Here is a 204-nt window from a genome sequence, read left to right as displayed (position 1 = left end):
GATCGAAATTATTTTCATTGATTGATGGTAGAAATTACTCGAAGTTTATTTGAGAAATATTTGTCAGAAAATTGATGAGCCAAGATTGGTGCCCTTTAAGGCACTACATAGTATTAAACTGAAGAGTTTGATCATGGCTCAGATTGAACGCTGGCGGCAGGCTTAACACATGCAAGTCGAGCGGGGAAAGGTAGCTTGCTACCT

1 rRNA gene is annotated in these 204 nt (G+C 39.7%); it reads left to right on the top strand.

The window, feature by feature from the left end:
- Positions 1–115 precede the first annotated feature (115 nt).
- Positions 116–204: ribosomal RNA gene (locus NI470_RS15730) — 16S ribosomal RNA — on the top strand; the annotation flags it as partial.

It is taken from the genome of Acinetobacter lwoffii (assembly GCF_024129115.1).
GTDB classification, from domain to species: domain Bacteria; phylum Pseudomonadota; class Gammaproteobacteria; order Pseudomonadales; family Moraxellaceae; genus Acinetobacter; species Acinetobacter lwoffii_T.
Note: the sequence above shows the minus strand (reverse complement) of the source record. Positions and strands in the feature narration are given on the sequence as shown.